A 23,826-nucleotide genomic window follows, 5' to 3' on the forward strand; every position below is an offset into this window, starting at 1 on the left:
CCTAGCATGCTGGGCCATGGCGATGTTCGTACACCTGACCTCCGCTGCGCACGCGCCGCGCGTCCGCCGGGCCGGGGTCCGCGCGGTCTCCCACGGGCAGGGCGGGGCGCGCGGGGTGTACTGCTTCCCGGTGCTGCCGTCGTACACCCTCACCCACCAATGGCTGCGCGAGCTGGGCCGGTTCGGCAGCAGGGGCGGTCTGGTGGCCGTCCATGTGCGGCTCGACGACGCCGAGGAGGTACTGGTCGGGCGGTACACGGACCGGGCGCGGGGCGGGCAGGCCCGCGTCACCGCGGCCGAGGCGGTCCGGCGGATCTCGGGGCTGGCCGATCCGCGGGGGTGGGAGGTGTTCGTGCCCCGGGCGGTCCGGCCGCGTGAGGTGCACCGGGTGCGGACGGCGCCGCAGGTGGTGGGATGGCGGTACCTGCCCGACGCGCACGGCACCCGGCCCTGCACCTGCTTCGGCTGCCGGGTGCGCGGCGGCTACGGCTCCCGCCGCCTGCGTGAACGGCTGCCGCATCCCCTGGACGGCCCGCCGCCGCCCGCCCGGGTGCTGCTCGCCCGGATCGAGGCGGCCGGCGACCCCGGGGACCCGGTCGCCCTGCGGCAGGCCCTGCACTGGTTCGGCATGCGCCGCCGGGGCCCCCTGCCCCGGCTGGCGCGCCTGTGCGCCCACCCCGACCCCGGTGTGCGCGAGGACCTGGTGTGGGCCGTCTCCGGCTGGTCGACCCCCGGGGTCGGAGAACTCCTGGACCGCCTCGCCGACGATCCGCACCCGGAGGTGCGGGAGGCCGTGGAGGCGGTACGGGAGGAGTAGGCGGCGACGGCACCGGCGGCCTCCGCCCCCAGGAGGGTTCCTTTTACGTCCAGCTGTGGGCCACGTCCACGATCAGCCGGCCGGGGAGCTGGAGCACCCGGAACGGCAGCCGGGCGCGGACGCCGACGCCGATCTGGGTCTCGCCCTCGAAACTGCCGGCGAAGCGGGTGTCGCGGAAGGTGCGGTAGCCGGAGATGTTCACGCCGGGCAGGGGCTCGGCGACGTCTCCCGGGTAGGCGACCTGGCCGGTCTCGGGGTCGTAGCTGGGCGCGGCGACCCGGATCGCCAGGATGGCCCCGCCGCTGACCGGGATGACGTCGCCGGAGCCGGTCTGGTGGAGCTGGTCGACGTACTGGACCCAGTAGCCGAGGTGGTCGCCGCCGTCGGGGACGTCGAACACGATGCGGTCGTAGCAGTCGTGGCGGCCGGTCCGGATGTCCGACAGCGGCACCGCGCCGCTGTCGGGGCTGCCCTTGAGGCCGCTGCCCCAGCCCGTCGGGCAGGCCGCGGCGGCCCGTGCGGCGCCCCCCGGCGCGGCACTCGCGGTGGCCGCCGCCGTCCCGATCGCGGTCCCCGCGAGCGCGAGTGCCATGACCATGGCTCCGATTCGTCGCATGTTGTCCCCCTTGGTGACGCAACGCTGCGGTGGCGTTGTCATCAGGGAGGACGACCGGCTCCGGTGGATGGTTGTATTCCGGTGCTCCGGCTACGCGACGGGGGAGCCGTTGCGCTCCGGATGGCGGCGGCGGGCCGTCGGAGCGGGGGAGGGGACCTTGTGCAGGAGCGGCGCGGCGGTGGGGCGGCCGGTGCCGGGCGGGCGGCTCACGTACCGGCTGTGCAGGCTGTCGTCGATCCGCCAGAGGATGCCGGTGGTGCGGCCCGTGGCGGCCGTCGGGTCGAGCTTGGCGGTGAAGGAGGCCAGCCGGTCGTAGAGCGTCCTGGCGCGGGCCCCGGTGGCGGTGAGGTCCGAGGCCTGGGCGTCCCGGAGCGCGTCGAGGACCAGCACCAGGTTGTGGCCGGAGAGCAGGACGTCCTGCATGCCGCCGTCCGCCTTGCCGATGCGGCCCGGCGGCAGGTTGGGGTCGGTGGTGAAGTGGGCCGCCCTGGTCGCGGTCGGCCCGACCCGGTCGTACGGGTCGCGCGTGCTCTGGGTCCAGTTCGGCTCCCAGGCGCCGAACGCCGTACGGGCCAGGAAGGTCCAGGTGTCCTCGTGGCAGCGCAGGGTGAGGTACGAGACGCCGGCCGCCTGCTGGAGCGTGGCGTTGTGCTGTTCGAGGGCGACCCGGTTCGCGGCGAGGGCGGACCGCAGGACCGACCGGTCCTCCTCCCGCCAGCGCCGCTCCTGCTCACCGCGCTGCGCCCGCAGCTCCCGTTCGAGCTGCTGGTTCCTCGCGTACTGCTCGACGAACGTCTTGACCAACGTCTTCAATGCCTTGAACATGCCGCCTGCTGAGGTCGGGCCGGAGATCTGGGTGTCGCCACATCCTGTGTCGCAGCGGCCCAACGACCGGCGGCGGATCCTGGTCACGCCGGCGGCGGGCCCACTGGCCAACTCGCCCTGCCGCGCCTGCGGTTGAGGCGGGTGCGGGTTCTGGCGCGCAGGCCCGTCGCAGCCGTTGTGGAATTCCTGTGGCGGGCTGCCTTACGTGTGAGTAGAGCACTAGGGTCTGCCGTATGAACGCACGGCTGGCCCTGCTCAGCACGGTGGATCCCGGCGTCGCGGAGAGCGAGGTCTTCCGGCTGGCGCTCCAGCACGCGGTCGGGGAGCTCAACGCCCTCGGGGCGATGATCCATCTGCGGGGGCCCATGTCGGCCCTGCGTCTGGTGTCGGTGACCGGTCTGCCGCCCGCCCTCACCCGCCCCTGGGAGATCATCGACCAGGAGGGGCCGCTGCCCCCGGCCCGCGCCCTGCACCAGGGCAGCGGGGTGTGGTCGCCGCTGGGTTCCATGGCCCTCGCCTGGCCCGGCAGCGGGCTCGCCGCGTTACCCGTCTCCGGCTGTGACCGCACGATCGGCGCGCTCACCGTCCTCACCGGCGACCGGGGCGAACCCACCGGTCTGGAATGGGACTTCCTGCGGGAGGTCGTCGACTGGACCGAGGACCGCATGGCGCAGGCGCCCCCGCCGTCGGGCCCGGCCCAGCCCGAGCCGAGCGGCGAACGGCTGCGGCAGGCGCTGAAGGAGGTCAGCGTCGGCTCCTGGGACTGGGACATCCGCACCGGCGACCTGATCTGGGACGAGGCGGCCCTGGAGCTGTACGGCACCAGGCAGGCCGAGTTCACCGGCCAGATAGAGAACTGGATGCGGATCGTCCACCCCGACGACCTCGCCCCGACCCTGGCCGCGGCGGAACGCGCGATCCGCGAACACGGCGTGTACGAGGCGGAGTACCGCGTACGACGCCTCGACGGCACCTGGGGCTGGACGCGCGCCCGCGGCCGGGCGACCTACGACCGGGACGGCCTGCCCCAGCGGATGATCGGCGTCGGCTGGGAGAGCAACGAGTCGCGGACCGCGCGGGACGCGCTCGGCCGGGCCCTGCGGCACATGAGCGACGGCTTCCTCGCCGTCGACGACGACTGGCGCATCACCTTCGCCAACCTGGAGGCGGAACGCACCCTCGGCCTCTCCGAGGAGGAGCTGTTCGGACGGCTCCTGTGGGACCTGCCCTCCGTGCGCGAGACCCCCTGCCTGGAGAGCCGCTGCCGGGAGGCCGCCGCCGAGGAGAGGCCCGCCGGGTTCGACGTCCACGTGCCCGACAAGGACCTCGTCTACCACCTGCGGCTGGTCCCCGGTCCCGACGGCCGCACCATCTACTTCAGCGACGTCACCGACAAGCGGCGGCACGAGGAGGAGCGCCGCGAGGCCGAGCGTGCCGCCTCCGAACGGGCCCACCGCATCGCCGCGTTGACCGCCGCGCTCGCCAAGGCGACCACCTCGCAGGACGTCGTCGACGCGGTCGCGCTGCGGGTCCTGCCGCCCTTCGCCGCCGCCGGGCTGCTCGTCCAGACCGTGGAGAACGGCCGTCTGCACAACGTCGGCGCCGTCGGCTACGCCGCCGAGTTCATCCACCTCGTCAACCACCGCCCCAGAAGGCCCTACGGCCCGGCCTGGGACGCCATCAACACCGGCACGCCGATCTTCATCTCCTCACCGCGGGAGTACGCCGAGTACGTCCCCCAGCACGCCGACCTGCCCGCCCGCTCGGGCAAGCAGGCCTGGGCGTTCCTGCCGCTGACCGCGTCCGACCACACCTTCGGCGTGTGCGTCGTCTCCTTCGACCGGCCGCGCCGCCTCACCGACGAGGAACGCACCCTCCTCACCGCCATCAGCGCGCTCCTCGCCCAGGCCCTGGAACGCGCCCGGCTCTACGACCTCGAACACACCCGGTCCCGCGAACTCCAGCGCGCCCTGCTGCCCCAGGACCTGCCCGCCCTCGCCGCCTGCGAGTCCGCGGCCCGCTACCTCCCGGCCGGGCAGGGCATGGACGTCGGCGGCGACTGGTACGACGTCATCCCGCTCTCCAGCGGACAGGTGGCCCTCGTCGTCGGCGACGTCATGGGCCACGGCCTGTCCGAGGCCGCCACCATGGGCCGCCTGCGCACGGCCGTGCACACCCTCGCGGACCTGGAACTGCCCCCCGACGAGATCATGAGCCACCTCAACGACATCGTCGGCTCCATGGGGGAGGAGTCGTACGTCACCTGCCTGTACGCCCTCTACGACTCCACCACCCAGGTCTGTTCCCTGGTCCGCGCCGGACACCCGCCCCCGGCCCTGGTGTGCCCGGACGGGACCGTGCGCTTCCCGGAGTGGACCGCCGACCCGCCGCTCGGTGCCGCCGAGCCGCCGTTCGAGGCGGTGGAGCTGAGCGTGCCCGAGGGCAGCCTGCTCGTGCTCTACACCGACGGTCTGGTCGAGTCGGCGAAACGCGGCATTGACGAGGGCATGGCCGACCTGGCCCGTCTCCTGCGCACCGCCCACGAGGACGGCACCGCCGCCGACCTGGAACGCCTCTGCGACACCCTCACCCACGGCCTGCTTCCCGCCGAGCACGCGGCGGCGGACGACGCGGCCTTCCTCGTCGCCCGCCTGCACGCCCTGACCGGCGACCGGATGGCCTCCTGGTCCCTGCTGGACGACCCGCGGGCCGCCGGGCAGGCCCGCCGCCATGTCCGTGAGCAGCTCGCCGCCTGGGGCCTGGACGACCTGGCCCCGACCACCGAACTCCTCGCCAGCGAACTCGTCGGCAACGTCGTACGCCACGCCAAGGGCCCCGTCCGGCTGCGCCTGCTGCACGGCTCCGCGCTGGTCTGCGAGGTCTTCGACGGCAGCCTCACCATGCCCCGCATACGCCGGGCCACCGACACCGACGAGGGCGGCCGGGGTCTGCAGCTGATCACCGCGCTCTCCCAGCGCTGGGGCACCCGGTACACGCCGACCGGCAAGTGCATCTGGACCGAACAGTCCCTCACCGGCCCCGAGCACACCCCACCGCCGGACCCGCTGGAGCACCTGCTCCTGATCCCGGACGACTTCGACGGCGACCTGGACGCGCTGTCCTTCGAGGACCTGGACATCGGCCCGGGCCACGGCGGGTAGCCCCGGCGGCCGAGGACACCCGGACATGCGAAACCCCGGGGTGCCCGCCGTGGAGGGGCGGGCACCCCGGGGTTCGTGCCGGCCGGTCGGATCACCGACCGGGCCGCGTCACCGACCGGGCAGGCCGGTCAGCGGACGACGCCGAGGCTGTCGACGCGCTCGTTGACGCCGTTGCGGAGTTCGCCGAGCGTCGTGCCGGGCGGGGCCGTCTTCGGGGTGGAGGACGGCGGCTGGGTCTCGTCCGCGCAGGTGGTGCCGCGGGCCGGGACCGTCAGGTCGACGAGGTAGTCGATCACCGCGCTGGTCGCGCAGGCGCTGCGGCCGAAGGCGGTGTGGCCCTCGGCCTCGAACGTCACCAGCGCGGCGTTGTCGAGCTGGTGGGACAGCGCGACCGCGTGCTGGTAGGGGGTGTCCGGGTCACCGGTGGTGCCGAGGACCAGGATCGGTGCCGAGCCCTTGGCCCGGAAGGAGCCGTCGTAGCGGCTGGCCTTCTCGGCGGGCCACTGGGCGCACGCGGTGGCGTGCTGGTGGTCGTAGGTCGGCGGACCGAAGGCCATGGCCGGGCCCAGCAGCGGCGCCGCGGCCGCGTTGGACTCGACGTTCCACTCCAGCTTGCGCAGGCTCTTGGGGTAGTCCTTGTCGACGCACTCGACGACCACGTTCGGGCCGAGGAAGTCGAAGCTGGCCGGGGACGGCGGGCGCAGCAGGAACGAGGTGTTGTCCCGCAGCTGCGCCTTGCGCAGGGCCGCACCCAGCGAGGGCCAGATGACCTTGCCCTCGTTGATGTTGAACATCAGCCGGTAGACCAGGGTGTAGCCGTTGGCCTTGCCGCCGCTCGCGGTGGTCACCGGGTTGGCGTCGAGGTCCTTCTTCAGCTGCTCGAACGCGGCGCGCGGGTCGCCGTCGCCGAAGCCGCAGATCGGCTGGTCGGAGGCGCACCAGTCGAGGAAGCGGCTCATCGAGCCGTCCAGCGCCAGGTACTGGTCGCGGTCGTAGGCGTAGGGCCGGTAGGCGTACTTGTACGGGTCGTACGCGCCGTCGAGTGTCAGCGCCCGCACCCGCTCCGGGAACATGGCGGCGTAGACGGTGCCGATGTACGAGCCGAACGAGCGGCCGTAGTACGTCAGTTGCTCCTCGCCGAGTGCCTGGCGCAGCAGGTCGATGTCGCGGGCGACGTACTCGGTGCCGACGTACGGCAGCAGCGAGCCGGAGTTGGTCTGGCAGGCCGCGTCGAACTCGGCGGCCTCGGTCAGCGCGGGACCGAACGCGTCCGGGCCGGGAACGCCCTTGGCGTCGGTGACGGCCTTGGTGTAGCGGGTGTCGTCGAAGCAGGTGAGCGCCGAGCTGCGGCCGACACCGCGGACGTCGTAGCCGAAGACGTCGAACGACTCGCGCAGCTTGGCCGGGAGGCCCGCGTAGTTGTTGCGGACGTAGTCCACGCCGGAGTTGCCCGGACCGCCGGGCTGCATGAACAGCGTGCCCTTGCGCTTCGTCTGGTCGGCGGCCTTCTTGCGGACCACCGCGAGCGTGATCTTGGTGCCCTCCGGCGCCCGGTAGTCCAGCGGCACGTCCGCGTTGGCGCACTCGAAGCCGCCCTGGCAGTCGGACCAGGTCAGGGACGGGACGGGAGGCGGTGTGTAGGCCGACTGCGGCTTCTGTGCGGTGTCCTGCGCGGCCATCGCCTGGGTCGCCGTCCCCGTGCCGGCGAGGACGAGGGCGGTCAGCGCGGCGCCGACGATTCTGAGACGTGAGAAACGTCTGGTTGCGTGGTGAAACGTGGGCATGGGTGTGTTCCCCCTGAGCGGTAGAGACCCCAAGAACCCACTGGTCAAGGTGAGTTCGGGGAATGTCTAGCCGAAGAGACGGTAAAAAGGCCAGAGCGGTGCCGTCGTGGCCGAGTTTCCACGCCATCTTTCCACTACCCGACGGTAGTTACCGTCCGCGATCACCACTTCGTAACCTGGGAACCCTCACCCTCACCGACGGCACGACCCGTCCGATCGAGAGCCCGGACCTGCCGTAGCCGGGTCGTGGCCGGACACCGGCCGACGCGAAGGCAGAGTGACGGGGGTCACATGCGGGCATGTCACATCCGGCCCGCCCCGGCCCGTCCTCGTGTTGTCACCACGGACGACGACACAAGGAGCCCGCCATGGAAGCGCGTCTGAACCTGCTCGCCAACCCCGTCGCCGGCAAGCTCGTCAAGCACCTCGTCGCGGCCGGCCGGGCCGTCGACGACACGGGGCTGCCGGTCACCACCCAGGAACTGGTGAGGATCCGCGCCAGCCAGATCAACGGCTGCGGGTACTGCCTCGACATGCACACCAAGGAGGCCGAGCACGCCGGGGAGACCGCCCAGCGGCTGCACCTGGTCGCCACCTGGCGGGAGGCCAAGGTCTTCACCGAGGCCGAGCGTGCCGCGCTGGAGCTGGCCGAGCAGGGCACCCGCATCGCCGACGCGGCCGGCGGCGTCCCCGACGAGGTCTGGGAGAACGCGGCCAAGCACTTCGACGAGGGCCAGCTCATCGCCCTGGTGGCGCTCATCGCCCTCATCAACACCTTCAACCGGCTGAACGTCATGGTGCGGCAGCCGGCGGGCGACTACCAGGTCGGCATGTTCGGCTGACCCGGGCGGGGCGGTCGCGTCACGACCCGTCGCGTTGGGCGAACTGCAGGGAGAGGGCCCGCAGGACGTCGGCGGTCGTGGTGTCGGTCCGCCCCTCGTCGTGCACCTCGGCGAGGTGGACGAAGGCGTACGAGAAACAGTTGACGAGGCCCACGATCGCCGGTCCCAGGGCATCCGTGATGATGACGGTGGCCTCCTGGGCGCTCGCCTCGGCGGGCAACCTGATCACGGGAAGGGTCTCCGTGAGCAACGCGGAGATCGCTCCCGTCAACGCCACCTCGTCGCCGGGATGCTCGCGGACCTGCCGCCGCATCTCGATCGCCTCGGTGAGGATGCCCACGACTCGCCGCATGATCTCGGATTGCTCCACGGGGGGAGCCTAGGCCCAACTCGCCCCTGAGTACCCGACCTGGGGCGGACCCGCACAGGGTCCGCCCCCTCAACATGCCTGCGCACGGCCTTTTCAGGCGTTCGGTTCACTCTCTTCGGACGCTTCGCCGACCGGCTGCTCGGCCTGTACGAACGTGCCCTTGATGGGGACCGTGATGACTAGTCCTTGATCGCGGAGTTCGCGGACGGCTCGCCGAATCGTGTTGACGGCGACGCCGTACTGCTCGGCGAGATCGCGCTCAGCGGCAAGGCGTGCTCCCACGGGCAAGCGGCCCATGCGGATCTGCTCGGCGATGTGGTGCACCACCTGGAGATACACGTAGACGTGGCTCGTCGGGTCGGGGCTCCACTCGCGATCGTTAGCCATAGCTGCACGCTAAGGCGGCTGGTAGCAGCGCACCACATGAGGGAACGTCCGCATGCAACCCCATGCTTCCGGTTGCTACCTATCGCGTCCTAAGGCAAAGTGGTCACGAAGGACCCCGGCGAGGTGGCTAGACCTCCCGGGGCACGGCCCACGCTTACAAGGAGCGTCGACATGACCGACCTTAGAGGTCGTCTCATTTGGGCTGTTCGATAGTATGCCGTCGTGGGGATCGTTGAGCGTCTGGTGCCGGATGAGTTGTGGGAGCTGTTCGAGCGGGTCGTGCCGCCTGCTCCGTCGCGGCCGCAGGGCGGTGGCCGACGACGGTACGGGGACCGCGAGGTGCTGGCGGCGATCGTCTTTGTGGCCACGTCAGGCTGCACGTGGCGGCAGCTGCCCCCGTCGTTCGGGCCATCGGGTCCGACGGCCCACCGGCGGTTCACCGAATGGAGCAAGGCCCGGGTGTGGGCCAAGCTCCACCGCCTGGTCCTGGACGAACTCGGTTCCCGCGGTGAACTGGACTGGTCCCGGTGCGCGATCGACTCGGTGAACATGCGAGCCCTGAAAGGGGGGACCTGACAGGTCCGAATCCTGTCGACAGGGGCAAGAAGGGCTCGAAGATCCACTTGATCACCGAGCGAACCGGTCTGCCCCTCTCGGTCGGTATCTCCGGTGCGAACCTCCACGACAGCCAGGCACTCGAACCACTGGTCCGTGGTATCCCGCCGATCCGCTCCCGCCGCGGACCCCGCCGACGCCGCCCCGCCAAGTTGCACGCGGACAAGGGCTACGACTACGACCACCTGCGGCGATGGCTCCGCAAGCGAGGCATCCGCCACCGCATCGCCCGCAAGGGCATCGAGTCGTCCACACGCCTGGGCCGACACCGCTGGACCATCGAACGCACGATGGCCTGGCTCGCCGGCTGTCGCCGACTTCATCGCCGCTATGAGCGCAAAGCCGAACACTTCATGGCCTTCACCAGCATCGCTTGCACCCTCATCTGCTACCGCAGGCTCACCAAATGAGACAACGTCTTATCCCCCGCGCCCTCCAATGGCTGCGCCTCCTCTTCGCCCCCGGCCCCGGCAAACGGCGCCTCCCCCGCCACCGCCCCTACCTCTGCCTGCACGTCACCGCAGTACGCCACCCCTCCACCCCCGCACCGGCGCCCGCGTTCTCCGGCCTCCCCCGTCGCCGCTCCCCGTACGGCCTTCACGCCCCCATCGACGGCGCAGCCTCTCCTCTCGTCCGCCCCTACCTCGCCGCCCATGAGGAAGAGGCCGCCCTCCAGCAGCGCCGCCGTCTCGCGCTGGTCCTGGCCGCGGACTTCGGGGTCGACCTCGACCAGCACCTGGTCGGCGTAGGGAAGGTGGCTGTCTGATGGGACACCTCGACGGCACACCCGTACCCGGCCGCGCGTCCGCGCCCCGACTCCTGCCCTGGCCGTCCCCGGAGGGCAAACCCTCCTACCTGGTGACGGACCACCACGGCGGCTACCTCTCCCGCCTCGCCGACGACCTGGAGGCCACCCAGCTCGCCACCGGCACCGACGTACTCGGCCTCGCCCGGGTGGTGCTGGACGACCCGACCTCGCCGTACACCGAGGTCCGCTACGCGGGCATCCGTCTCGCCGAGTGCCTCACCGACGCCCTGCGCGTCGCCGAGTCCCGGGGGCTGCGCCTGCCCGTGCCGGACTCCGAGGACGACGAAGCCGTAGAGGAGGCCGAAGCGACCGACGAGGCAGGACGCGGCATGTCGGCGTAACCGGTGGACGCCCCGCCTTCCGTTCCGGCCGGCCGGCCGGGACCACGTCGACCGGCCGGAACGGAAGGCGAACAACTCACTGAGCATTTTCAGCGTGACCACCTATCAGGTGCCAGCTCAGTTGCCTCTGGCGTCAAGCACTTGCCGGGGAGGCAGTCAGTTGAAAGCGTCGGTCATGCAGTCCACCAGGCAGTCGGCTGCCTCATAGCGCTGGCGGAGGGCGGCAGCTGCTTCTTCGCGCTCCACAAGGAGGTACCCGTAGTGCTGGCGCGCCACCCTGGTCACGTCTGCGACCGTGACGATGGCCGGTTCGCCGTGTGCGGCCCGTCGACGCGCTGCGGCGATTGCCGTGTCCGCAGAGCGCAGCAGGTTTCTGGAACGCTCCCGGATCACGGCTGCCTGGGCGCGTTTCGCCGAGAGGGGACGCAGGACATGTCCTCTCCAGACGTAGCCGGCGGCGACAAGGATGAGACCGAGCGCTACGAACAGGAGTCCGCCAGGGGCGTGAGGTCGCATCTGTCCAGTCTTCACCACTCGCGTGGTGATCGTCATGCCCACGTCGGCGGCCGGTTGTCGGAGCGACTTGGTGTCAGTGAGCAGCAGACGGCGGCTGCCGCGGGTGGGGCATCGTTGCCGTCCTCAGCCTGCCTCAGCGTGTCGCCGAGGGTGCCGACGGGCCGGCGTCGGAGGTGGAGTCGGACGTGGGCGGCGGAGTTTTGCCCGGCGAGGCAGGGTGTTGCAGTGCTGGGTGAGGGTGGCCCCTTCGATCGGGGCACCTTCGGGGCGGGTGAACCATAGCCGCTGCTCTGCCGGCCTGCCCCTACCGCTCTGCGTTCCTGGCGCTGGCGGTCGCGGTGCTGTTCGAGGGAACGCAGGCACGTGGCCGGCGCGGCGATGCGCCGTCCGGAGTCACCGCCTCCCCTCGCCCCGGATAGAACTGCGCGTACCACCGCCGCAGCGCCCTGATCCCCTTCTCGTGCGGCAGCAGCACCGGCCGGGCCTGGTGGATCTTGTGGTCCCAGATCCGGACCTCCTCGCGCACCTCACCCAGCGCCTCGGCCCGGAAGACGAGCTTGAACAGGGGGGTGAGGAAGGGGAGCCAGGCCGGCTTGCGGAGGTAGTACAGCATCCGCAGCTCGCTCGTCCGGTCGTCGACGGGCGTGCTGAGCGCGACGGCCGTCACCGACAGCACCGGCCCGTGGGCCCGCACGACCATCACCCCCGGGCCGTACATGTACGCATCGAACGTGTTGTCGATGTTCCAGCCGAACACCCGCCTGCTGATCGTCCCCCGCGCCTCCGCGAACGGCCCGTCCTCCCGCCACTCCTGGACCGGCGGCTCGCTCTGCCCGTGGATGAAGTGGAAATGGGACTCGTCGACGATGTTCTCGCGCATCTCCTGGACATGGATCCGCGCCCGGCAGACGTCGTCGATCGGCGAGGCGAAGTCCCGTGACCCCGTCTCCCCGATCTCCGGCACCTCCCACGCCGGCTCGCCCGGCCCGGCGTACACGAACACGAGCCCGCTGTGCTCCCGTACCGGAAACCCGCCGATCGACACCTTGGGCGTCCGCGCCGCGAACGGCGCCTCCACGCACCGCCCGTCCGCCCCGAACCGCCACCCGTGGAACGGGCACTCCACCGCCCCGTCCACGACCTTCCCGCCGACGCCCAGGTGCGCGCCGTAGTGCGGACAGTGCGCGTCCCGCACGGCCGCCCGCCCGTCCGCCCCCCGGAACGCGATCAGCGCCCGCCCGAAGTAGTGCAGGCTGACGACCTTCCCCGTCCGCAGCTCACCGCTGCGCAGCACGGCGTACCACCCGTGCGGCACGCTCGGCATCGGATATTCGTCGGCGCGTGGATCACGGGGCAGCGTGGTCGGATCAAGGGCCCGGCTGTCATGGCTCCGCCAAAATCGCATGAGATCGATGCTAACGGCGACCGTGATCCTCGCCCCCTGACTCCGTTCATTCAAGGGGTAGTTGGCGTCAACGCGCACGAGCCGAGCCCCCTACGACGGCGGCCCGTACGCCGCGACCATCACATCGAGGGCCACCCTGCTCACGTCCCGGCCCTTGGCGTCCGTGGAGTTGACGCTGTAGACGAGCGTGCGGGAGCCGTCGCGGGTGGAGGCGATGGCCGCGTTGTAGCCCCAGCGGCCGCCCGTCTTGCCCCACACCTCACGCCCGCCGAGCACCTTCCTGGCCAGCCCGACGGCGTACTCGGCCGGCTTGCCGCCCGGGAAGGCGGTCACCTTCGGCACCGTGAACATCTCCTCCAGCAGGGGCCCGCGCGGCACGATCCGCCCCCCGAACAGCGCCTGGGTGAACCGCTCCAGATCCGCCGTGGTCGAGACGATGTCGCCGGCCGCCCAGGTGTCCGTCACCCCCCACACGGTCACGTCCCGCAGCCCGGTCGTCGTCCCGTCGTCCAGCGTCATCCGCTGGTACCCGTGGTTGTGCGGCCCGACGATCCGCGGGTCGGCGCCCGGGAGGTAGGTGTCGCGCAGCCCGAGCGGCCTCAGCACCCGCCGGGTGACCTGCCGCTCGTAGGAACCGCCGGTCACCCGCTCCACCAGCAGCCCGGCGACCGTGTAGCCGATGTTGAGGTAGTGCTGCCGCTCACCCGGCGCGAACTCCCGCTCCTTCGCCGTGGCCGACCGCACCATCGTCTCCGGGTCGTGGACGCGGAAACGGTTCGCGTACCACTCCTCGACCGTCGTCCCCGGGACGTCGGCAGCCGGGATGCCGTGCGTGTGATCGAGCAACTGCCGGACCGTGACACCGCCGTACGACGCCGGAATCAGCTCCGGCAGATACGCGCGGGCACTCCGGTCGAGGTCGACCTTCCCCTCGGCGGCCAGCTGCAGCACCACGGCCGCCGTGAACACCTTGGTCACGGATCCCACCCGGAAGCGGGCGTGCGGATCGGCAGCGCGGCCGGTCGTCAGGTCGTGCACCCCCGAACTGCCCCGCCACACCCCGTCGGTGCCCCCGACGCGTACGAGCGCGGCGGTGGCGTCGGCGGCGGGCAGTCCGGCGACGGCGGCCTCCAGGGCGGCGGCCGTCGCCGGGTCCGTCCGCGACGGCGCGGTCACGGCCCCGGGGCCGCCCGACGAGGAGGCGGTGGCCGGCAGGGCCGCCGGGCCCGTCACCACCCCGAGGACGAAGACGGCGGCGAGCAGCGAACGCGTGGCGCGCTTCATGGTCAACTCCGTTGATGTGAGCCGGTGTTCGCGACCCTGCGGCGGGTCGCTCTCGACGTCTCCATCCTGCTGACCGGCGGCCCCGGCGCAGATCGCCCGCGCCGGGGGTCTTCGGGTGCCGGGTCCGGTCACTTCCTCGCCGACGCGGGGGAGGAGCCGGGCCGCAGGACTCCCCCGGGCGGGGGACCCGCGACCGGGGCGCGCGCGTCCCCCGCCGCGATCAGGCCCGTCTCGTAGGCGCAGATCACCGCCTGGATGCGGTCCCGCAGCCCGAGCTTGGCGAGCACGTTGCCGACATGCGTCTTGACCGTGTGGTCGCTGACGACCAGCTCGGCGGCGATCTCGGCGTTCGACAGCCCCCGCGCCAGCAGCAACAGGGTCTCGCGCTCCCGCCCGGTCAGCACGTCGAGCCGGGGGTCGGGCCGCGCGGCCCGGGCGGCGGCCGGCCGTGTGTACTGCTCCACCAGCCGCCGCGCCACGGACGGCGCGAGCAGCGAGTCGCCCCGCGCCACGACCCGTACGGCGTGCACGAGGTCGTCGCGCCGGACGTCCTTCAGCAGGAACCCGCTCGCCCCCGCGTGCAGCGCCTCGTACACGTACTCGTCGGTGTCGAAGGTCGTCAGCATCACGACCCGGCAGCCACCGTCCCCGCCGCCCGCGCTCACGCTCTCCCTGATCGCCCGGCAGGCCTCGATCCCGTCCGTCCGGGGCATCCGGACGTCGAGCAGTGCCACGTCGGCGCGGTGCCGCCGTACCGCCTCGACCGCCGCCGCCCCGTCACCCACCTCGGCGACCACCTCGATGTCCGGCTGGACGTCGAGGATCAGCGCGAAGCCACTGCGCACCAGCTCCTGGTCGTCGGCCACGACCACCCGGATCGTCAACGCCCCGCCCCCGCCCCGGTCTTGGCGCCCAGGAGGGGCGCCACCGGTATCCGTACCCGCACCCCGAACCCCCGTCCGCCGGGCCCCGCCCCGGTCTCCGCCGTACCGCCGTGCGCGGCCGCCCGCTCCCGCACCCCGACGAGCCCGTGCCCGCCGCCGTGCCCGGCGCGCGGCCCGCGCCCGTCGTCCGTCACCTCCACGCGCACGTCGTCGTCGCCGTAGACGAGCCGCACGGAGACCGTACGGGCGTCCGCGTGCCGGACCGTGTTCGTCAGCGCCTCCTGCACGATCCGGAACACGGACGCCCCGGTGGCACCCGGCAGCGGCCGCTCCCGCCCCTCGACCTCGTGCACGACGTCGAGCCCACTGCCCCGCACCCGGTCCAGCAGTGCGGCCAGATCCCCGATCCCCGGCTGAGGCTCCCGGGGCGAGCGCCCCTCCTCCGACCCCTCCCCGGTCTCCTCCCGCAGCACGCCCAGCATCCGCCGCAGCTGGACCATGGCGTCCCGTCCGGCCTCGGAGATCGCGTCGAAGGCGGCCTCCGCCCGCTCCGGCGCCGTCCGCACGGCCACCGGCCCGGCCTCCGCCTGCACGATCATCAGGCTCACGGCGTGGGACAGGATGTCGTGCATCTCGCGGGCGATCCGGGCCCGTTCGCGCGCCGCGGCCCGCTCGGCCTCGACACGGTGCGCCCGCTGGCGGGCGTCGGTCAGCCGCCCGAAGACGTAGGCCGCCGCGAACACGAAGGCGGAGAAGGCCAGTTCACGCGCCGACCGGCTGTTGAGCCCCACCCCGACCGGCACCGCGACCAGCACGAGCACCCCGGTGACCAGCCGTTTCCACGGCGGCGAGAGCACGGCGACGGTGTAGACGATCACCAGCCCGTTGTACGGCAGCGGCTGCCCGGGCCCGTCCAGCGCCACCTGGTAGACCAGGCTGGTCACCATGATCGCCAGCAGCGCGGCGATCGGGGCCCGCCGCCGCCACACCAGCGGCACCACGGTCAGCGTCGTCAGCCCGTACGCCGCCCAGGTCGCCGGCGGCATCCCGGCCGCCCGCGGCACCACGAACGGCATCGTCACCGCCCCCTGCACCAGCAGCGCGACCCCGACATCGACCACCCACGGATACCCCTCCGCGAGCACCCGCCCCCGCTCCCACCACTCCCGCACGCCGCGCCCACCCCGTATGCCACTCACGACTCTCCACCCCACACCCTCCTCCGCACGGTGCGAAGAAGAACCGACCCCACCGCTTGTGAAGAAACCTGTGCGCGTCCTCACCGGCCCGTACGTGGTCCGCACCGAACGGCGACGGCATCATGACCAGCGGAGTCCGAGGGGCATCCCTGGGGTCCCAGGGCGAGCCCGAGGGAGGGTGGCATGAGGTCGCGCTCGGTGTGGATTGCGGGCCGGGGAGAACGTGCCGTGGTCGAACAGAACCAGCCGTATTCGGTGATCCTGCTCAAGTTCTTCGTCCTGGTCGGCCTGCTGTCCACGCCGGCGCTCGTCTTCCACTGGGGCGCGTGGCTCCCGTTCGCCGGCGCCGGCGTCTACCTGCTCTGGGAAGTACGCCGTCTCCACAGCGCGTTCGACGAACTCGCCCACCTCTGGAACGAACAGAACGAACGGAACGAACGGAACCAGCGGGAACAGCGGCACGGGCGGCAGCATCAGCACCCGCAGGAACAGGAACAGGAACAGGAACAGGAACAGGAACAGGAGCCGGCGACGCGCGAGAGCTGAGCGCGCTCAGCGCACGGGCGTCGGCGGCGATGCCGTACTCCGCCGCCGTACGAGCCGCGTGGGCACGAGCGTCGTACCGTGCTCCCCGCTCTCCTGCCCGTCCCGCCGGCCCTGGCTCTCCACCCCGCCCTCCCGCATCTTGCTCAGCACGCCCGCCACGCACAGCCGCCCCACCTCCGCGAAGTCCTGGTGGACGGTGGTGAGGGGTGGCAGGAAGGACGCGGCCTCGGGAATGTCGTCGAACCCGACGACACTGACGTCCTCGGGAACGCGACGCCCGCGCTCGTTCAGGGCCCGCAGCAACCCCAGCGCCATCTGGTCGTTCGCGACGAACACGGCCGTGCAGTCCGCCTGTTCGGCGATCCGCAGCCCGGCCCGGTACCCCGACTCCGCCGACCAGTCGCCCCGCACCAGCGGTGGCGCCGGGCGCCCGGCCTCGTCGAGCGTGGCGCGCCAGGCGTTGGCCCGCCGCTGCGCCGCGAAGGAGTCCTCGGGCCCGGCCAGATGCCACACCGTCCCGTGCCCCAGCTCCAGCAGATGCCGCACGGCGTCCCGCGCGCCGCCCGCCTGGTCGGTGTCGACGACGGTGTACCGGTCCCCGGCGTCCGAGTCCGCCACCACGACCTGCACCCCGGGCGGCACCGACACGGTGGCCGCGTCCAGCAGATGCACCTCCATGATGACGATCACGGCGTCCACGGCCAGCTCCCCGAGCCGTGAGAACGCCCCGTTCACCTCGTCCTGCGTCGGCACGGCGACGGGCAGCAGCGTGACCGCGTACCCCTCCCGCGCGGCGGACGTGGCGATCGCGTCGAGCGTGCGGATGTTCCCCAGGGTGGAGAGGGAGAAGGTGATCACGCCGAGCGTCCGGAACTCCCCGCGCCGCAGCGCCCGCGCGGCGCTGTTGGGCCGGTACCCCAGCTCCCGCATCGCGGTGAGCACCTGCCGCCGGGTGTCCTCGTTGACTCCGGCGAACCCGTTGGACACCCGGGAGACGGTCTGGGAGGAGACACCGGCGAGCCGCGCGACGTCACCCATGGAGGGCCCCTGCCGGGGCCGGGCGGAGCGTCTCCTCGTCGTGCTACGACCGTCGGTCGCGTCCACGTGATTCCCCCGACTCTTCCTGCTGGTCCGGCCCTTGTGCCACTTCCGGCACTTCCGGAACGACGTGTTGATCTCTGACGAATCCTTGACCGCCGCGATTCGGACAGTGTAGACATCCGCCTCAGTGGATGTTTACGTAAACATGCATCGCGACAAACCCTACGAGAGCGCATCGAACCACTCCGTACCAGTCTGAACCCGTACCAGCCCGAACCGCACCACCACGCGTCGCACGAACCGCACCACGCCGAACGCCGGCCCCTTTCTCCGTGTCTCGCCGGGACGCGACCCACGGAAGAGTTGGAGTACTCGAATGGCACACCGCACCCGTACGAGACGGCTCTTGGGGGCCATCGGCGTCACGGCCCTGGCCACCGGAACGGCCATGGCCACGACCTCGCTGCCGCTGGCGCACGCCGACACGGCCGCCGTCGCCTCGGTGACGGTCCGCCCCGACCCCTCCTACAAGGCGGCCGGCTTCGAGGGCTGGGGCACCAGCCTGGTGTGGTTCGCCAACGCCACCGGCGACTACCCCCCGGCGGTCCGCGAGAAGCTGGCCGACCTCCTCTTCGGCAAGGACGGCCTCGACCTCAACATCGCCCGCTACAACATCGGCGGCGGCAACGCCCCCGACGTCAAGGACTACCTGCGGGCCGGCGGCGCGGTGGAGGGCTGGTGGAAGGCTCCGGCGGGCACCACCCGCACGGACGTCGACTGGTGGAGCGCCGACGACAAGAACGACTGGAACAAGGACGCCGACGCCACCCAGCGCTGGTGGGTCGACCGCATCAAGAACGACATCGACCACTGGGAGACCTTCAGCAACTCCCCGCCGTGGTTCATGACGGAGAGCGGCTACGTCTCCGGCGGCTTCGACTCCTCCAAGGACCAGCTGAAGGCGAGTTCGGTCGACGACTTCGCCAAGTACCTGGTCGGCGCCACCGAGCGCCTGGAGAAGGCGCACCACATCAAGGTCGACACCCTCGACCCCTTCAACGAGCCCAACACCCCCTACTGGGGCACCAAGCTCGGCGCGGACGGCCAGCCCACCGGCGGCCGCCAGGAGGGCGCCCACATCGGCCCGGAGCTGCAGCAGAAGGTCCTCAAGGCGCTCGCCCCGGTCCTGGACAAGTCCCGTACGGACGCGGAGATCTCCGCGATGGACGAGACCAACCCGAGCATCTTCGCCACGAACTGGAACTCCTACCCGCAGGACGTCCGCGACCTCGTCGGCCAGATGAACGTCCACACCTACGGCACCGGCCAGCGCACCATGGTCCGTGACCTCGCCAAGGCGGCCGACAAGCCGCTGTGGATGAGCGAGGTCGAGGGCGACTGGGGCGACGGCCAGAGCTTCACCGACATGCGCCCCGGCCTGGGCCTCGCCCAGCAGATGGTCAACGACCTGCGCGAACTGGAGCCCCAGGCCTGGGTCTTCTGGCAGCCGGTCGAGGACTACGACAACATGAAGCCGGGCGGCGAGTCCGCCAAGGGCGGCAACTGGGGCTCCATCCAGATGTCGTTCTCCTGCAAGTCGACGGACACGCTGAAGTCGTGCCCCATCTACACGAACACCAAGTTCGACACGGCCCGTAACTTCACGCACTACATCAAGCCGGGCGACCGCCTCATCAAGACCGACGACACGTCGAGCACGGCGGCGGTCGCGAAGAAGGGCAAGAAGGCGACGGTCGTCCACGTCAACAGCACGACGGCACCGCGCGCGGTGACGCTCGACCTCTCCCGCTTCGGCGACGTCGGCAAGCACGCGCGGGTCACCCCGGTGGTGACGGACGCCTCCGGCAAGCTGGTCCGCCAGAAGGCCGTGGACGTCCGGGACAAGAAGGCCACCATCACGGTTCCGGCCCAGTCGGTGACGTCGTTCCTGATCAGCAGCGTCTCGGGCGTCGCCGCCTCCGCCGCCGAGCTGCAGGACGACCACACCTACACCCTGACCGGCGTCCAGAGCAGCAAGAACCTCGCCGTCGCCGCCGACGGCAAGAGCCTGGTCATCAAGAACCCCAACACGACCGCCGCGGCCGGCCAGCGATGGACCTTGGACCGCGTCGGCACCGGCCCGACGGACAACCGCACCCGCTACGTCCTGACCGAGGCGGCCTCCCACAAGCGCCTGGCGGTCCGCAGCGGCTCCCTGGTCGCCGAGCCCGACACGGGCACCCGCGACAAGGCCGCCCAGTGGATCCTCTCCACCACCGGCGACTCCACCTGGACCCTGGTCAACGCGGCCACCGGCCAACTCACCGACGTCGGCGGCCAGTCCACCAACGACGGCGCGGGCGTGGGCCTCTGGATCCCCAACTCGGGCTCGAACCAGCGCTGGAAGCTGACGGATGTGACGCCGGCTTCGTAGCCGCCGGAAGCGACCGTCCACGGCCCACGAGGGAGCCCCAGGCATCGTCCTGGGGCTTCTTCGTGCCTTCGTGCCTTCGCGCCTTCGTGCCTTTGTGTCTTTGTGCTTGCGGGCTCTGGTACCAGCTCCCCTCCGCTCCGCCCGATGGTCAGCCTTACCGCGCGTCGAGCGGCCCTCCGCCGGTGGTCTGTGCCTGTGCCTGTCATGTGGCGGATCCTGTCAGTCGGCGCTGACAGCACCCGCGCATACCCGACGTTGCTGCCGCAGCGTCGCTCCGACGCTCGTACGGGCGCGCCGAACCCTGGCGTGTGGCGCTGAAAGGGACGCGTAACCCCCGCCTTCAGGAGGTGCGTGCGTGGGCCCCTCACGGCCGCCCCACCTACGCCGAGTGGGACGACGCGCTCGACGCGGGGCGGCTGCCCCACCCCGGCCGCGCCCAGGGAAACTGCACGGTGCTCTACGTCGACGGCCGGCCCTCACAGATCGGTCACTGGGGGGTCACGGCCGATTGGATCCGCAGCCAGGGCGAGGAGTCGTCGCGGGATGCGGCGGAGTCGGCTCGAACAGTCGAGAAGGCTTGCGTCGTGGCAGGGCTGCCCTGTGCGCCCGCTAGCCGGTGACGCCTGGCGGCAACTCGGCCCCTTCGCGGTCTCACACACCCCGACGTTCGGGATCTGGACCGTGAGCCGGGCCGGGCCGCCGCCGCGACGGTGCCGCATCGCGTGAGGCGTCGTGCGTGGCCTCGGTCGCGAGTCCGGTCACCTGGAAAGAATGTCCGGTGCACCGAACCTCCGCCGGGCAATACCCCTCTTGAGGTGCGTAGGCGCGCATCGACCTGGCGCGCCGATTCGTACGCGAGGGGAATCCGTAACTTCATGAAGAGCAAGCTGACCGTCATGGCCCTTGCAGCCGTCGTCGTCGCCGGTACTGCCGCCACCGCCTTACCTGCCTCGGCCGCCGCCAAGGCCGCGCCCACCCGCTGCCACACGGCCGACCTGAAGGCCGGCTTCGCCACCGGGGGTGACGCCGCGCCGGAGATGGGGCAGACCGAGAAGCAGACGCAGGCGTACATCTGGTTCACCAACCAGAGTGAGCGCACCTGCACCCTGTCCGGCTTCGCCGGTGTCGACATGGTCGGCGCGCAGACGACCGACGGCACCTGGTCACTGGTGCGCTCCTCCAGGACGCCCTCGAAGCTGACCCTGGAGCCGGGCGACACGGTGGACTTCAGCATCACGCTGCTCCCGGTGGCCGCTTCCACTCCGAAGGCGGAGAAGTTCGTTCCGGCGAAGTTCGTGGTGACCCCGCCTAACGAGACGAAGTCCTTCACCCTGAAATGGCCGTTCGGCGGCCAGATCCTGAAGCAGGACGGCGCCACCCACCCGGGCACCTTCCTCGACCCGATCGGGCTGTGACCATCCTGACCTGCGTCTGAGCCCTCCTCAGGCGGTATCGGCGGCGGCCACCGCCGGACTCGCGGTACGAGTCGAGGCCCCTGGGCGGAGCGGTGGCCACGTCCGAGAGGCGGTACGCCTGCCTTCCCTCAGACCTTGATGACGGTGATGCGGGAGCCGCACAGGGCGGTCAGGTCCTCGGGGTCCGAGGTGAGGACCGTCGTGGGGCCGGGGGCGGCGAGGGCGGTGGCGCCGAGCATGGCGCCGATGGCGTACTTGTGGCCGTGCAGGCGCGCGTCGGCGAGGAGTTCGGCGGCGTGGCGGGCGATGGGCTCGGTGACCGGTTCGATGACGAGACGGGAGAGGGTCCATTCGAGGGCCGGGCGGTTGATCCGGGGATGGATCACTTCCGCGAGGGTGGCCGCGGAAGTGATCACCCGCAGATCATCGGCGCGGGCGAGGGCGAGCCAGCCGGTGACGGTGCGGTCGCGGAGAACGGCCTTCGCCAGCCCTTCGCTGTCCAGGACCAGGGTGCCGCCGGGGGCGGCGGCCGAGGAGCGGGTCATGCGGCGCTCGCACCGCCGTGCGCCTGCTGCCGTCGGGCCTCGTGCAGCTGGTCGCGCAGGGCCTGGATCTCTTCGTCGGTGACGGGCCCGTGCTCGGCCTCGGCGACCTGGATGAGCTCGTTGAGATTGTCCCGCTCGATCTGGCGTGCGACGGCGGCGGCCACATAGGCGGACAGGCCGGAGGGGCCGCTGCGGGCTTTGGCCGCCTCGGCGATGTCGCGCGGCATGGTGATCGAGTACTTGCCGGTAGGGTCACTCATGCTACTTATCCTACCTCCAATCCTCCTCCTGGTCCTGCGTCGAAGCCCCACATGTCACGCCATATACGCCGCGCAGAGCACCGGTCCATCGAATCGCAGACCACGCTGACCAGCACGAACCTTGTGACAGAGACTCAGCAACTGCTTCACTGTGGCGACCTACGGGCCGTGTGGCAGTCTCGCCATCTCCGCTGCTGTCATGCCGTCATCCAGGAAGCGGGGGCATGAACGATTCAGCGCTGATCACGACCGGTTTGCCCGTCGCGCTCGCCGTCATCATGTTCGGCCTCGGGCTCTCGCTCACCACGGGCGACTTCAAGCGGGTGGCCCGTTCGCCGAAGGCGGTCGTATTCGCCCTGACCGTGCAGGTAGCGGTCCTGCCACTGCTCGCCTTCGGGCTGGTCGAACTCTTCGACGTGGACCCGCTGCTCGCCGTGGGCGTGATGCTGCTGGCCGCCTCCCCGGGCGGCACCACCGCCAACCTCTTCAGCCACCTGTTCCGCGGCGATGTGGCGTTCAACATCACCCTCACCGCCATCAATTCCGTGCTGGCCGCCGTCACCATTCCCCTCATCACCAACCTGGCCATCAACCACTTCGATGCCGAGGGCGACCTGGGACTGCAGTTCGGCAAGGTGCTGCAAGTGATCGCCATCGTGCTCGTCCCGGTCGGTCTCGGGATGCTCGTCCGGAAGCGCTCCGCGGACTTCGCCGCCCGCGCGGACCGCCCGGTCCGCGTGTTCTCCATCGTCATCCTGGTCGCGGTGTCCCTGGGGGCGCTGTTGGGAGAGCGGGAGAACCTCGCGGACTACCTTCGCCAAGTCGGCCTGGTCACCGGACTCTTCTGTCTGGCAAGCCTCGGTATCGGCTACGGCGGCGCCAAGGCCCTTCGCCTGAACGAGCCCCAGGCTGTCGCCAGCGCCATGGAGGTGGGCATCCACAACACCACGGTGGCCCTCACCATCGCCCTGAGCATTCTCGACAGCACCGAGGTGGCGGTTCCCAGCGCTGTCTACTCGGTTCTCATGTATGTGTTGGCGACGGCTTTCGGCTACGCCATCACCCGGAACCGCTCAGAGATTCCCTCGACGGCGAGCTGAGCCCGTGAGCGCGTACGGAGAGGGAGGGACGGCCGTGACGACCATCGCGGTGACCGGGCATCTTGATCTGACCGAGAACACCGTCCCCCTCGTGCGGGCGGCCCTGGACGCGCTGCTCCGGCCGTACGCCGCCGACGGGGGGCTCATCGGGGTGTCGTGTGTCGCCAAGGGGGCCGACACCCTGTTCGCCGAGGCCGTGCTCGCGCTCGGGGGGCGGCTGGTCGTCGTCACGCCGTCGCGGGACTACCGCCGGAACACGGTCGAGGCCGAGCACGGGGCGTCCTACGACCGGCTGGTCGAAGCCGCCGAGGAGGTCGTCGCGCTGCCCTACGAGACGGCAGGACGGCAGGCATACGAGGCCGCCAACGCCGTACTCGTCGCGCGCGCCGACCGACTCGTCGCCGTATGGAACGGCGCACCGCCCACCGGCAACGGCGGCGGCACCGCCGACGCCGTCCTCGACGCCCGAGCGGCCGGCATCCCCGTGGACGTGGTGTGGCCGGACGGGGCCGCCCGGCGGGGCTGAGGGAAGCGGGGGAGAGCGGGTCCCTCGGGGGTGCGGGTGGCCGCACCCCCGGTTCGGTGAGGGTCGCATGGTCCTGGGCACTCGGGTGCGGGACCGTGGAGTGAG

24 protein-coding genes are annotated in these 23,826 nt (G+C 71.4%); 11 read left to right on the forward strand and 13 right to left on the reverse strand.

Features of this window, described 5'->3' with window-relative positions; translation table 11 throughout:
* Positions 1–16: 16 nt before the first annotated feature.
* The gene (locus tag H4687_RS24125) at positions 17–817 is read left to right on the forward strand and encodes a HEAT repeat domain-containing protein (RefSeq protein ID WP_179860065.1); all 801 of its coding nucleotides are present in this window, start codon (positions 17–19) and stop codon (positions 815–817) included.
* Between the two features lie 43 nt (positions 818–860).
* Here the strand turns inward: H4687_RS24125 and H4687_RS24130 are convergent, their stop codons facing one another.
* Both H4687_RS24130 and H4687_RS24135 read right to left on the reverse strand, forming a co-directional pair.
* On the reverse strand, positions 861–1,433 hold the full coding sequence (locus H4687_RS24130) for an AMIN-like domain-containing (lipo)protein (protein WP_046915145.1): 573 nt from the start codon (positions 1,431–1,433) through the stop codon (positions 861–863).
* A 90-nt stretch (positions 1,434–1,523) separates the two neighbouring features.
* Positions 1,524–2,258, reverse strand: a complete 735-nt coding sequence (locus H4687_RS24135; RefSeq protein WP_046915146.1) for a hypothetical protein — start codon at positions 2,256–2,258, stop codon at positions 1,524–1,526.
* A gap of 233 nt (positions 2,259–2,491) precedes the next feature.
* Here H4687_RS24135 and H4687_RS24140 point away from each other — a divergent pair, with 233 nt between their 5' ends.
* Positions 2,492–5,419, forward strand: a complete 2,928-nt coding sequence (locus H4687_RS24140; protein ID WP_046915147.1) for a SpoIIE family protein phosphatase — start codon at positions 2,492–2,494, stop codon at positions 5,417–5,419.
* A gap of 128 nt (positions 5,420–5,547) precedes the next feature.
* Here H4687_RS24140 and H4687_RS24145 read toward each other — a convergent pair whose 3' ends face one another.
* Entirely contained in the window at positions 5,548–7,203 is a 1,656-nt protein-coding gene (locus H4687_RS24145; RefSeq protein WP_046915148.1) for an alpha/beta hydrolase, read from the reverse strand.
* 368 nt (positions 7,204–7,571) lie between these two features.
* Between H4687_RS24145 and H4687_RS24150 the strand changes: the two genes are divergently transcribed.
* Positions 7,572–8,045, forward strand: a complete 474-nt coding sequence (locus H4687_RS24150; protein WP_046915149.1) for a carboxymuconolactone decarboxylase family protein — start codon at positions 7,572–7,574, stop codon at positions 8,043–8,045.
* 19 nt (positions 8,046–8,064) lie between these two features.
* Here the strand turns inward: H4687_RS24150 and H4687_RS24155 are convergent, their stop codons facing one another.
* Entirely contained in the window at positions 8,065–8,415 is a 351-nt protein-coding gene (locus tag H4687_RS24155; protein ID WP_046915150.1) for a hypothetical protein, read from the reverse strand.
* A gap of 93 nt (positions 8,416–8,508) precedes the next feature.
* On the reverse strand, positions 8,509–8,802 hold the full coding sequence (locus H4687_RS24160) for a GntR family transcriptional regulator (RefSeq protein ID WP_046915151.1): 294 nt from the start codon (positions 8,800–8,802) through the stop codon (positions 8,509–8,511).
* Between the two features lie 228 nt (positions 8,803–9,030).
* On the opposite strand from H4687_RS24160, the gene H4687_RS24165 reads away from it, so the two are divergent.
* The 3 genes from H4687_RS24165 to H4687_RS24175 all read left to right on the forward strand — a co-directional run bounded on the left by H4687_RS24165 (position 9,031) and on the right by H4687_RS24175 (position 10,566).
* A protein-coding gene (locus H4687_RS24165; protein WP_233443437.1) for an IS5 family transposase occupies positions 9,031–9,827 on the forward strand; the annotation gives its coding sequence in 2 pieces (ribosomal slippage) (positions 9,031–9,366 and positions 9,369–9,827; 795 coding nt in all).
* Complete coding sequence (locus H4687_RS24170; protein WP_078907385.1) at positions 9,824–10,183, forward strand: hypothetical protein; 360 nt, start codon at positions 9,824–9,826, stop codon at positions 10,181–10,183. Before H4687_RS24165 ends, H4687_RS24170 begins: the two co-directional genes overlap by 4 nt.
* Positions 10,183–10,566 (forward strand): hypothetical protein, encoded by a 384-nt coding sequence (locus tag H4687_RS24175; RefSeq protein WP_050398849.1) that lies wholly within the window; start codon positions 10,183–10,185, stop codon positions 10,564–10,566. The genes H4687_RS24170 and H4687_RS24175 overlap by 1 nt, the downstream gene beginning before the upstream one ends.
* 156 nt (positions 10,567–10,722) lie before the next feature.
* Here the strand turns inward: H4687_RS24175 and H4687_RS24180 are convergent, their stop codons facing one another.
* From H4687_RS24180 to H4687_RS24200, 5 genes are all read right to left on the reverse strand, one after another.
* Positions 10,723–11,118: a hypothetical protein gene (locus H4687_RS24180; RefSeq protein WP_078907381.1), complete on the reverse strand. Its 396-nt coding sequence runs from the start codon at positions 11,116–11,118 to the stop codon at positions 10,723–10,725.
* A 268-nt stretch (positions 11,119–11,386) separates the two neighbouring features.
* On the reverse strand, positions 11,387–12,406 hold the full coding sequence (locus tag H4687_RS24185) for a Rieske 2Fe-2S domain-containing protein (RefSeq protein ID WP_046919989.1): 1,020 nt from the start codon (positions 12,404–12,406) through the stop codon (positions 11,387–11,389).
* Between the two features lie 171 nt (positions 12,407–12,577).
* Positions 12,578–13,771: a serine hydrolase domain-containing protein gene (locus H4687_RS24190; protein ID WP_046919990.1), complete on the reverse strand. Its 1,194-nt coding sequence runs from the start codon at positions 13,769–13,771 to the stop codon at positions 12,578–12,580.
* Positions 13,772–13,899: 128 nt separating this feature from the next.
* Positions 13,900–14,655, reverse strand: a complete 756-nt coding sequence (locus tag H4687_RS24195; RefSeq protein WP_050398847.1) for a response regulator transcription factor — start codon at positions 14,653–14,655, stop codon at positions 13,900–13,902.
* Complete coding sequence (locus tag H4687_RS24200; RefSeq protein WP_050398845.1) at positions 14,652–15,854, reverse strand: sensor histidine kinase; 1,203 nt, start codon at positions 15,852–15,854, stop codon at positions 14,652–14,654. Before H4687_RS24200 ends, H4687_RS24195 begins: the two co-directional genes overlap by 4 nt.
* Positions 15,855–16,082: 228 nt before the next feature.
* Between H4687_RS24200 and H4687_RS24205 the strand changes: the two genes are divergently transcribed.
* The gene (locus H4687_RS24205; protein ID WP_050398843.1) at positions 16,083–16,400 is read left to right on the forward strand and encodes a hypothetical protein; all 318 of its coding nucleotides are present in this window, start codon (positions 16,083–16,085) and stop codon (positions 16,398–16,400) included.
* A gap of 6 nt (positions 16,401–16,406) precedes the next feature.
* Here H4687_RS24205 and H4687_RS24210 read toward each other — a convergent pair whose 3' ends face one another.
* The gene (locus tag H4687_RS24210) at positions 16,407–17,438 is read right to left on the reverse strand and encodes a LacI family DNA-binding transcriptional regulator (RefSeq protein ID WP_050398841.1); all 1,032 of its coding nucleotides are present in this window, start codon (positions 17,436–17,438) and stop codon (positions 16,407–16,409) included.
* Positions 17,439–17,817: 379 nt separating this feature from the next.
* Between H4687_RS24210 and H4687_RS24215 the strand changes: the two genes are divergently transcribed.
* Positions 17,818–19,875, forward strand: a complete 2,058-nt coding sequence (locus tag H4687_RS24215) for an RICIN domain-containing protein (RefSeq protein ID WP_050398839.1) — start codon at positions 17,818–17,820, stop codon at positions 19,873–19,875.
* 875 nt (positions 19,876–20,750) lie between these two features.
* Positions 20,751–21,290, forward strand: coding sequence for a DUF4232 domain-containing protein (locus H4687_RS24220; protein ID WP_046914583.1), 540 nt, complete (start codon positions 20,751–20,753; stop codon positions 21,288–21,290).
* Positions 21,291–21,418: 128 nt separating this feature from the next.
* Here H4687_RS24220 and H4687_RS24225 read toward each other — a convergent pair whose 3' ends face one another.
* Positions 21,419–21,835 (reverse strand): type II toxin-antitoxin system VapC family toxin, encoded by a 417-nt coding sequence (locus tag H4687_RS24225; RefSeq protein ID WP_046914582.1) that lies wholly within the window; start codon positions 21,833–21,835, stop codon positions 21,419–21,421.
* Positions 21,832–22,095: a CopG family transcriptional regulator gene (locus tag H4687_RS24230; protein WP_046914581.1), complete on the reverse strand. Its 264-nt coding sequence runs from the start codon at positions 22,093–22,095 to the stop codon at positions 21,832–21,834. Before H4687_RS24230 ends, H4687_RS24225 begins: the two co-directional genes overlap by 4 nt.
* Positions 22,096–22,319: 224 nt before the next feature.
* Between H4687_RS24230 and H4687_RS24235 the strand changes: the two genes are divergently transcribed.
* Positions 22,320–23,195, forward strand: coding sequence for a bile acid:sodium symporter family protein (locus tag H4687_RS24235; protein ID WP_046914580.1), 876 nt, complete (start codon positions 22,320–22,322; stop codon positions 23,193–23,195).
* Positions 23,196–23,229: 34 nt separating this feature from the next.
* A complete protein-coding gene (locus tag H4687_RS24240) occupies positions 23,230–23,721 on the forward strand; it encodes a hypothetical protein (protein WP_046914579.1) in 492 nt (163 codons plus the stop codon).
* Positions 23,722–23,826 lie beyond the last annotated feature (105 nt).

The sequence above is a fragment of the Streptomyces stelliscabiei genome (genome assembly GCF_014873495.1).
Classification (GTDB): domain Bacteria; phylum Actinomycetota; class Actinomycetes; order Streptomycetales; family Streptomycetaceae; genus Streptomyces; species Streptomyces bottropensis.